Source organism: Enterobacter sp. WCHEn090032, assembly GCF_003986875.1.
Taxonomy (GTDB): Bacteria; Pseudomonadota; Gammaproteobacteria; order Enterobacterales; family Enterobacteriaceae; genus Enterobacter; species Enterobacter sichuanensis.
Genome location: NZ_RXRN01000019.1, coordinates 1 through 11,604, shown reverse-complemented (window position 1 = coordinate 11,604; position 11,604 = coordinate 1). Strand labels below are relative to the sequence as shown.

Annotated in this window: 7 protein-coding genes; 1 reads left to right on the top strand and 6 read right to left on the bottom strand. The window is 57.6% G+C overall.

From position 1 onward, the window contains the following. Nucleotides 1-74: 74 nt before the first annotated feature. The 6 genes from glgP to asd form a co-directional block, all read right to left on the bottom strand. Complete coding sequence (gene glgP / locus EKN83_RS16035) at nt 75-2,522, bottom strand: glycogen phosphorylase (RefSeq protein ID WP_059386870.1); 2,448 nt, start codon at nt 2,520-2,522, stop codon at nt 75-77. A gap of 18 nt (nt 2,523-2,540) precedes the next feature. Next, a complete protein-coding gene (gene glgA / locus EKN83_RS16030) occupies nt 2,541-3,974 on the bottom strand; it encodes a glycogen synthase GlgA (RefSeq protein ID WP_025759652.1) in 1,434 nt (477 codons plus the stop codon). After that, nucleotides 3,974-5,269, bottom strand: coding sequence for a glucose-1-phosphate adenylyltransferase (gene glgC / locus EKN83_RS16025; RefSeq protein WP_008503066.1), 1,296 nt, complete (start codon nt 5,267-5,269; stop codon nt 3,974-3,976). The genes glgA and glgC overlap by 1 nt, the downstream gene beginning before the upstream one ends. 17 nt (nt 5,270-5,286) lie before the next feature. Further along, nucleotides 5,287-7,260, bottom strand: a complete 1,974-nt coding sequence (gene glgX / locus EKN83_RS16020; RefSeq protein ID WP_126801277.1) for a glycogen debranching protein GlgX — start codon at nt 7,258-7,260, stop codon at nt 5,287-5,289. After that, nucleotides 7,257-9,443, bottom strand: coding sequence for a 1,4-alpha-glucan branching enzyme (glgB, locus tag EKN83_RS16015; RefSeq protein WP_045286853.1), 2,187 nt, complete (start codon nt 9,441-9,443; stop codon nt 7,257-7,259). The genes glgX and glgB overlap by 4 nt, the downstream gene beginning before the upstream one ends. Nucleotides 9,444-9,673: 230 nt before the next feature. Continuing rightward, nucleotides 9,674-10,777, bottom strand: coding sequence for an aspartate-semialdehyde dehydrogenase (gene asd, locus EKN83_RS16010; RefSeq protein WP_025759648.1), 1,104 nt, complete (start codon nt 10,775-10,777; stop codon nt 9,674-9,676). 177 nt (nt 10,778-10,954) lie between these two features. On the opposite strand from asd, the gene yhgN reads away from it, so the two are divergent. Then, nucleotides 10,955-11,548 (top strand): NAAT family transporter YhgN, encoded by a 594-nt coding sequence (gene yhgN / locus EKN83_RS16005; protein WP_025759646.1) that lies wholly within the window; start codon nt 10,955-10,957, stop codon nt 11,546-11,548. Nucleotides 11,549-11,604: the final 56 nt, after the last annotated feature.

The following is an 11,604-nucleotide window of genomic DNA, read 5'->3' as shown; positions in this document are numbered from 1 at the left end:
CCTCTCCCCAGAGGGGAGAGGGTGTTCAAGTTCCCTCTCCCCTCTGGGGAGAGGGTCAGGGTGAGGGGTTGTTTTTACAACCGCACCGGATCAATATGCCAGATCGTCTCGGCATACTCCTTGATGGTCCTGTCAGACGAGAAATACCCCATATTGGCGATGTTATGCATCGCGGCACTGGTCCACTTCTCCTGCTGACGATACAGCTCGTCCACCCTGTCCTGACAATCCACATAGCTGCGATAATCCGCCAGTACCTGGTAGTGGTCACCAAAGTTAATCAGCGAATCCACCAGGTCGCGGTAACGGCCCGGCTCCTCAGGGCTAAACACGCCGGTCGCAATCTGCGTCAGCACCTGACGCAGCTCTTCATCCTCTTCGTAATATTCACGCGGCGAGTAGCCTTTCCGGCGCAGCGCCTCCACCTCTTCCGTCGTATTACCGAAGATAAAGATATTGTCTTCCCCCACATGCTCCAGCATCTCGACGTTCGCCCCGTCCAGGGTACCGATAGTCAGCGCGCCGTTGAGGGCAAACTTCATGTTACTGGTGCCGGAGGCTTCCGTTCCCGCGGTGGAGATCTGCTCAGAGAGATCCGCCGCCGGGATGATCAGCTGCGCCAGGCTGACGCTGTAGTTCGGGATAAACACCACCTTCAGCTTGTCACCAATATCCGGATCCTGGTTTACCACCTTCGCCACATCGTTGATCAGATGAATGATGTGCTTCGCCATGTAATAGGCGGAGGCCGCCTTACCGGCAAAGATCTTCACGCGCGGTACCCATTCCGCCGTTGGATCGGCCTTGATGCGGTTGTAATGGGTGATCACGTGCAGCACGTTCATCAGCTGACGCTTGTATTCGTGGATGCGTTTGATCTGCACGTCGAACAGCGCTTTCGGGTTGGCCACCACGTTGAGGTGGAGCGCCAGCCAGACCGCCAGCCGTTTTTTGTTCAGCAGCTTGGCTTCGCGCACGGCCTTATTCACCGTCGGGAAATCAATATGCTGTTCAAGCTCGCTCAGCTGGCTCAAATCGGTACGCCAGGTGCGGCCGATATTCTCGTCCAGCACCTCAGAAAGCGGCTGGTTAGCCAGCGCCAGCCAGCGGCGCGGCGTAACGCCGTTGGTAACGTTGCAGAAGCGCGTCGGGAAAATCTTCGCGAAGTCCGCAAACAGCGACTGCACCATCAGGTTTGAGTGCAGCTCAGATACCCCATTCACCTTGTGGCTGATCACCACCGCCAGCCAGGCCATGCGCACGCGGCGGCCGTTGGATTCATCAATGATGGATGCCCGGCTCAGCAGGCCAGTATCGTTCGGGTACTGCTCCTGCAGCGTCTTGAGGAAGTAGTCGTTAATCTCAAAGATAATCTGCAGATGGCGCGGCAGGATCTTGCCCAGCATATCCACCGGCCAGGTCTCCAGCGCTTCGCTCATCAGCGTGTGGTTGGTGTACGAGAACACCTGGCAGGTCACCTCAAAGGCGTCGTCCCAGCTGAACTTATGCTCGTCAATGAGCAGGCGCATCAGTTCCGGAATGGAGAGCACCGGGTGGGTGTCGTTGAGGTGAATCGCGGTTTTCTCCGCCAGATTGGCGTAGGTTCTGTGCAGCTGATGGTGGCGGCTGAGGATATCCTGAATCGTCGCGGAGACGAGGAAATATTCCTGACGCAGGCGCAGCTCGCGACCGGAATAGGTCGAGTCGTCCGGGTACAGCACGCGGGACACATTCTCGGAGTGGTTTTTATCCTCCACCGCCGCGAAGTAGTCACCCTGGTTAAATTTACCGAGATTGATTTCGCTACTGGCCTGCGCGCTCCACAGGCGCAGCGTGTTGGTGGCATCGGTGTCGTAGCCGGGGATAATCTGGTCGTAGGCCACGGCCAGGATCTCTTCGGTTTCCACCCAGCGGGATTTTTTCCCTTCCTGCTGAATACGTCCGCCAAAACGCACCTTGTAACGCGTATTGTGGCGTTTAAACTCCCACGGGTTACCGTACTCCAGCCAGTAGTCCGGTGACTCTTTCTGGCGCCCGTCGACGATATTCTGTTTGAACATGCCGTAGTCGTAGCGAATACCGTAGCCGCGGCCCGGCAGCGCCAGCGTCGCCAGCGAGTCGAGGAAGCAGGCGGCAAGACGCCCCAGACCGCCGTTACCGAGGCCCGGGTCGTTCTCTTCGTCGATCAGTTCTTCCAGATCTAACCCCATCTCTTCCAGCGCGGTTTTGACGTCGTCATAAATACCGAGCGACAACAGCGCATTGGACAGCGTGCGGCCAATCAAAAATTCCATCGACAGGTAGTAAACCTGTCGCGTTTCCTGCGAGAGCTGGGCGCGGTTTGAGCGCAGCCAGCGTTCCACTAAGCGGTCGCGCACCGCAAACAGGGTGGCGTTCAGCCACTCGTGCTTGTTGGCGATAACCGGATCTTTCCCGATGGTGAACATCAGCTTGTAGGCGATGGAGTGCTTTAACGCCTCAACGCTGAGCGTGGGTGAAGAGTAGCTAAAGGGAGCGTTCATATCAGTAACTTCGCCTCGTTACATCAAGCGTTGATAAAGATCGCGGTACGACTGCGCCGCGACATGCCAGCTAAAGTCCATGGACATCGCCTGACGTTGGACGTAACGCCACAGCGATGGACGGGACCACAAGACGAAAGCACGCCGAATCGCCCGTAGCAGCGACCAGGCATTACTGTCCTCAAAGACAAACCCGCTGGCGATACCGTCCGCCAGGTTTTCCAGAGAGCTATCGGATACCGTATCCGCCAGCCCGCCCGTGCGGCGTACCAGCGGCAGGGTGCCGTATTTCAGACCGTAGAGCTGCGTCAGGCCGCAGGGTTCGAAACGGCTCGGCACCAGAATGACGTCCGCGCCGCCCATAATGCGGTGCGAAAACGCCTCGTGATAACCAATCTGCACGCCCACCTGCCCCGGATGTTCCGCGGCGGCGGCCAGGAAACCTTCCTGCAGCACCGGGTCGCCCGCCCCGAGCAGGGCCAGCTGTCCCCCCTGCTCCAGTAAACCGGGCAGCGCCTCCAGCACCAGATCCAGCCCTTTCTGGCTGGTCAGGCGGCTCACTACCGCGAACAGCGGCACTTTGTCGTTAACCTTCAGGCCCATCGCAATCTGCAGCTGGCGTTTGTTTTCCGCTTTGTCTTCCACCGAATCACGGCCATAGCGCGACGCCAGCAGGAGATCGGTTTCCGGGCTCCAGATCTGTTCGTCGACGCCGTTCAGAATGCCCGACAGGCGCCCTTCACGATGACGCTGGCGCAACAGCCCCTCCAGACCGTAGCCAAACTCAGGCTGGGTAATTTCGCGGGCGTAGGTTGGGCTCACGGCGGTAATATGATCGGCGTAATAGAGCCCGGCTTTCAGGAACGAAATCTGCCCGTTAAATTCCAGCCCATGCATGTTATAGAACGATAATGGCAGATCGATTTCACTCATGTGATGGGCATAGTACATCCCCTGATAGGCCAGGTTATGCACGGTGAAGACCGATTTCGCCGGGTGACCGCGCGCGGCCAGGTATGCCGGGGCCAGCCCGGCGTGCCAGTCGTGCGCATGCACGACATCCGGGCGCCAGAACGGATCCAGCCCCGTCGCCATTTCTGCACCGACCCAGCCAAGCAGCGCAAAGCGCAACACGTTGTCGGTATAGGCGAACAGGTTCGTATCGTGATACGGGCTGCCCGGTCGGTCGTATAAGTGTGGCGCGTCGATCAGGTAGATCCCTACACCGTTGTAATGCCCAAACAGCAGGGTAATGCGTCCGGCAAACGTGTCACGGCGGGTCACCACTTTCGCATCAGGTATACCGCGCCGGATATCCGGGAAGGCGGGCAGCAGGACTCGGGTATCCACGCCTCCGGCGATTTGCGCCGCCGGTAATGCACCAAGTACATCTGCCAGACCGCCCGTTTTTAATAACGGGAACATCTCAGAACATACGTGTAAAACCTGCATCATCGCTCCTGTTTGATTTGCAGCTTCCGCAACATTTCCCGTGTGACTAACACGATCCCCTCTTCCGAACGGTAGAAACGACGCGCGTCTTCTTCCGCATTCTCCCCAATGACCATCCCTTCAGGGATGACGCAGGCACGGTCGATCACGCAACGACGCAGACGACACGAACGCCCTACCCAGACATCCGGCAGCAAGACTGCCGAATCGATATTACAGAATGAATTTATCCGCACGCGGGGGAACAGTACCGACTGCACCACCACCGAGCCTGAAATGATGCACCCGCCGGACACCAGCGAGTTCAGCGTCATACCGTGGCTACCGGAGCGGTCCTGAACGAATTTGGCCGGCGGCAGCGATTCCATATGCGTACGAATCGGCCAGTTTTGATCGTACATATCCAGCTCAGGCGTGACGGAGGCTAAGTCGAGGTTCGCTTTCCAGTACGCTTCCAGCGTTCCCACATCGCGCCAGTAAGGTTCCGCATTCGGGTCTGACTGCACGCAGGACAACGGGAATGGATGTGCATACGCCATGCCAGCTTTGGTGATTTTCGGAATGATGTCTTTACCGAAGTCGTGGCTAGAATTTTCGTCTTTGTCGTCTTCTTCCAGCAGCTCATAAAGATAATCGGCATCAAAGACATAGATCCCCATGCTGGCGAGGGATTTGGTGTCATCTCCCGGCATGGTTGGCGGGTTCGCCGGTTTTTCAACGAAGTCGATGATTTTGTCGTCTGCATCCACGTGCATCACGCCAAACGCCGTCGCTTCAGCAACGGGCACCGGCAGACACGCCACGGTGCAGCGCGCCCCTTTTTCGACGTGGTCGATGAGCATGTGGGAGTAATCTTGCTTGTAAATATGGTCCCCGGCGAGGATCACGATGTATTCCGCGTTATAGCGGCGAATGATGTCGAGGTTCTGCGTCACTGCATCCGCCGTGCCGCGGTACCAGTTCTCCCCGTGAACGCGCTGTTGAGCAGGAAGCAGATCGACAAACTCGTTCATCTCTTCGCTGAAGAATGACCAGCCGCGCTGGATATGCTGAACCAGCGTGTGCGACTGATACTGCGTAATGACGCCAATGCGGCGAATGCCTGAGTTCAGGCAGTTGGAGAGCGCAAAGTCGATAATGCGGAACTTACCACCAAAGTGAACAGCCGGTTTGGCGCGCTTGATGGTCAAATCTTTCAGACGGGTACCACGCCCACCCGCAAGGATCAGGGCAACCGTTTTTAATGGTAGCTGGCGTGCCAACATTAAGGGATCGTTCTTCTCTAATCTAACCATGACTAACTCCTTTTTTATCATCTTTGGAATACGCACACTCCGTGCGCAGGCCCGTGCCAGACAGCCATTACTACCGGATTATCCGCTCCGGCAAAGGGGGGAACGGCGCGCCATTCCCCGTCAGGTAAAACAATCTCTGCGACGTCATCCGTCGCGTTCAGCGTGACCAGCCAGCGATCCGACAACAGGATCTGCAGGCGGGGTACACCGTGTTGCCACTCTTGCGCGCTTAACGGTTGCGCGTCTTTATTCAGCCAGCGAACGTTTCCGTCACCCTCTTCCCACCAGCGGTCGGCGGTCAGTGCGGGAATGTGCTGGCGAAGATGGATCAGCGCCGCGGTGAAATGGATCAAACCGCTGTTCGCTTCTCCCCAGTCGAGCCAGGTTAAGGTGTTGTCCTGGCAATACGCATTGTTGTTACCGTGCTGGCTGTGGCCATGCTCGTCGCCGGCCAGCAACATCGGCGTGCCCTGCGACAATAAAAGCGTTGTCAGCAGCGCATGTACGCTGGCGCGTCGCCGCTCGATAACATCCAGACTTCCGCCTAATCCTTCTATACCATGATTAAAGCTATGGTTATTGTTAGTGCCATCGCGATTCTCTTCGCCGTTTGCCTCATTGTGTTTCTGATTGAAACAAACGCAGTCCCTGAGGGTAAAACCGTCATGCGCCGTTAACAGATTGATGGTGGCTGACGGGCGTTTACCGTCACGCTTAAAGAGATCGCTGGATGCGGCAAAGCGTCCGGCAAATTCCCCCAGCGACAGATTCCGCTCCAGCCAGAAGCGGCGCACGGCATCGCGATAATGATCGTTCCACTCGGCAAACAGCGGCGGGAAATTCCCGACCTGATAGCCGCCTTCACCGATGTCCCACGGCTCCGCGATGAGCTTGACCTGTGAGAGCACCGGACAGTTTTTTATCGCCTCAAACAGCGGCGCCTGCTGGCTGAACGCCGGCGTGCGCCCCATGACGGGCGCGAGGTCGAAACGAAAACCGTCGACGTGGAACGTGTCTACCCAGTATTTCAGGCATTCATACGCAAAATGCGTGACCGCCGGATGGCTGAGATTGAGGGTGTTACCGCAGCCGGTCCAGTTCTCATAATCGCCATCCTGCCTGATCCAATAATAGCTACGGTTATCAATTCCGCGCATGGAGAGCGTCGGGCCGTCGAGATCGCTTTCCGCACTGTGGTTCAGCACCACGTCCAGAATGACCTCAATACCCGCCGCATGGAGCGCCTTCACCGCGTCGCGAAACTCGTCCCGCGCCTTGTCAGGATGGACGGCATAACGCGGCTCAAGCGCGAACATCGCCAGCGGGTTGTAGCCCCAGTAGTTGCTCAGCCCCAGCCGCTGCAGGCGAGGCTCGCTGGCGAAATGGGCGACGGGCAGCAGTTCCAGGGCGGTAATGCCAAGATGTTTCAGGTAGGCGACCATCGTCGGATGCCCAAGCGCCTTATAGGTGCCGCGCATCTCTTTGGGGATCGACGGGTGCAGGTAGGTCAGCCCTTTGACGTGGGCTTCATAAATGACGGTATTGCCCCACGGCGTGTGCGGCGGGGCATCGTCTTCCCAGTCATAGAGATCGTTCACCACCACGCTTTTTGGCGCGACGGGCGCGCTGTCGCGGTGGTCGGGCTCGCCGTAGCCCACGTGGAACAGCGGGTCGTCTTTAAATTCACCGTCCACGCGGCGCGCGCACGGGTCAATCAACAGCTTCGCAGGGTTAAACCAGTGTCCCTGCGCGGGTTCCCACGGACCGTGCACGCGAAAGCCATAGTGCAACCCTGGCCGACCTCCGGACAGGTAACCGTGCCAGGTATCCCCGGTGCGGGCAGGTAAATCATAACGGTGTTCGTTACCTTCACCGTCAAACACGCACAGTTCTACCCGCTCAGCATGGGCGGAAAAGAGGGTGAAATTGACCCCCTTCCCGTCAAAACTCGCCCCGAGCGGTTCGGGTTTACCTGCCGTAAGCTGCGTCATTCGCCCTCCCGCACCAGCCAGACAGTGCTAAGCGGCGGCAGCGTCAGGCTCAGGGAGTTTGGCCGCCCGTGGCTTTCGATGGCATCGCTCTGTACCAGCCCGCCGTTACCGGCGTTGCTGCCGTGGTAATGCATCGAGTCGGTGTTGAGGATTTCTCGCCATTTACCCGCCTGATTAATGCCGAAGCGGTAATGGTGGCGCGGAACGGGCGTGAAGTTGCTGGCGACGATAATCTCGTTACCCGCCTTGTCACGACGCACAAAGACAAACACCGAGCGCGCATGGTCATCCACCACCAGCCACTCAAAGCCGTAAGGATCAAAGTCCAGCTCGTGCAGCGCTTTGTGATGGCGGTAGGTCAGGTTCAGGTCACGGACCAGACGCTGCACGCCATGATGCCAGTTATCGCCTCCTTCCAGCAGATGCCAGTCGAGGCTGGAATCGTGGTTCCACTCGCGTCCCTGGGCAAACTCATTGCCCATAAACAGCAGTTTTTTACCCGGGAAGGCAAACATCCAGCCGTAGTAGGCGCGCAGGTTGGCAAACTTCTGCCACGCGTCGCCCGGCATGCGGTCGAGAATGGATTTCTTACCGTGCACCACCTCATCGTGCGACAGCGGCAGCATGAAGTTTTCGGTGTAGTTGTAGAGCATCCCGAACGTCAATTTATCGTGATGATACTGACGATAAACCGGATCGAGTTTCATGTAGTCGAGCGTGTCGTGCATCCAGCCGAGGTTCCACTTGTACCAGAAGCCCAGACCGCCCATTGACGGTGGACGGGAGACGCCGGCAAAGTCGGTCGACTCTTCCGCCATTGTCACCGCGCCCTCAACCTGCTCGCCAATAATGCGGTTGGTGTTACGCAGGAACTCAATCGCTTCCAGGTTTTCGCGGCCGCCAAATTCGTTCGGGATCCACTCGCCCTCTTTGCGGCTGTAGTCGCGGTAGATCATCGACGCCACCGCATCCACGCGCAGGGCGTCAATGCCGAAGCGCTCGATCCAGTACAGCGCGTTCCCGACAAGGTAGTTCGCGACTTCACGGCGACCGTAGTTGTAGATCAGCGTATTCCAGTCCTGGTGATAGCCTTCGCGCGGATCGCTGTGCTCGTACAGCTTTGTGCCGTCAAACTCGGCCAGCGCGAAATCGTCCGCCGGGAAATGGCCCGGCACCCAGTCGAGGATGACGTTCAGCCCGGCGGCGTGCGCGGCATCGATGAAATAGCGGAAATCATCACGCGTGCCGAAGCGGCGCGTTGGCGCATACAGCCCGGTAGGCTGATAGCCCCAGCTGCCGTCGAACGGGTGTTCGTTAACCGGCAGCAGCTCAAGGTGGGTAAAGCCCATCCATTTGGCGTACGGCACCAGCTGGTCCGCCAGCTCGCGGTAACTCAGCCAGAAGTTGTTATCCGTGTGGCGACGCCAGGAGCCGAGATGCACCTCATAGACGGAGATCGGCGCATCGAAGCGGTTGGCCTGTTTGCGCTCCTCGGTCTGCACAACTTTCTCCGGCAGGCCGCAGATCAGCGAGGCGGTGTCCGGGCGCATCTGCGCTTCAAAGGCGTAAGGGTCGGATTTAATGCGCAGCTTACCGTTGGCATCGATCATCTCGAACTTATAGAGCTGCCCGTTGTGCGCCCCGGGGATAAACAGCTCCCAGATGCCGGTTTCCCGGCGCAGGCGCATCGGGTGACGACGCCCGTCCCAGTAGTTGAACTGCCCCACCACGGAGACCCGCTGGGCATTGGGCGCCCACACGGCAAACCGCGTGCCGGTGATCCCATCCATCGTATCTGCATGGGCACCCAGCGTTTCATAAGGACGCAGATGGGTCCCTTCGGACAGCAGCCAGGCGTCCATCTCTTTTAAGAGCGGGCCAAAGCTATAGGGGTCGTCAATCAGGTTTTGCTGGCCGTGCCAGATGACGGCGAGCTGGTAACGAAAGGGGTTTTTACGACGAGGCATGACGCCTGAGAAGAAGCCACGCGAATCGAGGCATTCCAGATTACCCACCTTGCGGCCGGTTTTGGGTTCAATCACCCAGACTTCCGTCGCATCCGGTAACAACGCACGGACTTCGAGCCCGGCCTCAGTACGGTGCATCCCTAGCACAGAAAAGGGGTCGGCAAAATGACCCGCAATAAGCGCATTAATCACGTCTCTCGAAATACGATCGGACATGGTATTCATCCTGTTTTTTTATGTCGTCCTTTTTAGCGCCTGGGACGACTTTAATGTGACCTGAACGAGCATCCTGTCAGCCCGTCCTAACCTCAGGTAAGAAATGACTCTTCCTTAAAGCATAGCCAACGCTCTACATGACTCCTGATAAAAAATAAGACATCTGCGTTTTACTCCCTGTAGTACGCAAAAAAAGGGGGTGAAAATCACCCCCGGTAGTTAACAAATTATTACGCCAGCTGGCGCAGCATACGGCGCAGCGGCTCGGCGGCACCCCACAGCAGCTGGTCACCCACGGTGAACGCGGAGAGGTATTCCGGCCCCATGTTCAGCTTACGCAGACGGCCAACCGGCGTGGTTAGCGTGCCGGTTACGGCTGCTGGGGTCAGTTCACGCATAGTGATATCGCGATCGTTTGGCACCACTTTCGCCCACGGGTTGTGCGCGGCCAGCAGCTCTTCCACGGTCGGAATAGACACATCTTTTTTCAGTTTAATGGTGAAGGCCTGGCTGTGGCAGCGCAGCGCACCGATACGCACGCACAGACCGTCAACCGGAATGGTGTTCGCGGTATTGAGGATTTTGTTGGTCTCGGCCTGGCCCTTCCACTCTTCGCGGGTCTGGCCGTTATCCAGCTGTTTGTCGATCCACGGGATCAGGCCACCGGCCAGCGGTACGCCAAAGTTATCCACCGGCAGCTCGCCGCTGCGGGTCAGCTGGGTGACTTTACGCTCGATATCAAGGATCGCAGACGCCGGGTTGGCCAGCTCGGTCGCGACGCTGTTATGCAGCTGGCCCATCTGGGTCAGCAGCTCACGCATATGACGCGCGCCGCCGCCGGACGCCGCCTGGTAGGTCGCCACGGAGACCCACTCCACCAGGTCCTGCGCGAACAGGCCGCCGAGGGACATCAGCATCAGGCTGACGGTACAGTTACCGCCGACAAAGGTTTTCACGCCCTTGTTCAGGCCCTCGGTGATCACGCCCTGGTTAACCGGGTCGAGAATGATAATGGCATCATCTTTCATGCGAAGCGACGAGGCCGCGTCAATCCAGTAGCCCTGCCAGCCGCTTTCACGCAGCTTCGGATAAATTTCGTTGGTATAATCGCCGCCCTGGCACGTCACAATAATATCGAGTGCCTTCAGCGCTTCCAGATCGTAAGCATCCTGCAACGTACCGGTGGAACCACCAAAGGACGGCGCAGCCTGGCCAAGCTGGGAAGTGGAGAAGAAGACCGGGCGGATGGCGTCGAAATCGCGCTCTTCAACCATGCGTTGCATGAGTACAGAGCCGACCATACCGCGCCAGCCGATAAAACCAACGTTTTTCATAGCATTTTTTTCCTGCAAGGGGTGTGTGCTGATTGTGCAAGCCAGTATTGAACTGGGATATGCTTCACATTACAAAATGCTGCCAAAGTCGCAAGCGAAATTAATCGATGATTGCCCGGCTATCAGAAAAAGAGCTAATCATCATAATAACCATAGAGAGTTTCAGGGATAATTTACATGAGTGAAATCATTTCCGCCGCGGTTTTATTGATCCTGATAATGGATCCGCTGGGAAACCTGCCGATCTTCATGTCGGTGCTAAAGCATACCGAGCCAAAGCGCCGCCGCGCGATCATGATCCGCGAGCTGCTCATCGCCCTGCTGGTGATGTTTATCTTCCTGTTTGCCGGTGAAAAGATCCTCGCGTTCCTGAACCTACGCGCCGAAACCGTTTCGATTTCCGGCGGGATTATTCTGTTCCTGATTGCCATTAAGATGATTTTCCCGAGCGCGGAAGGCAGCAGCAGCGGCCTGCCCGCCGGTGAAGAGCCGTTTATTGTGCCGCTGGCGATCCCCCTCGTTGCCGGACCGACCATTCTGGCCACGCTGATGCTGCTGTCGCATCAGTATCCCAATCAGATGAGCCATCTGGTGATTGCCTTACTGATCGCCTGGGGCGGGACATTTATTATCCTGCTGCAGTCGTCGCTGTTCCTGCGCCTGCTGGGCGAGAAAGGGGTGAATGCGCTGGAGCGTCTGATGGGGTTGATTCTGGTGATGATGGCAACGCAGATGTTCCTGGACGGGATCCGGACGTGGATGAAAGGCTAGGTAAACGCAAAACGGCAATCAAAGATTGCCGTTTTTAGTGTTTGCTCCCTCTCCCC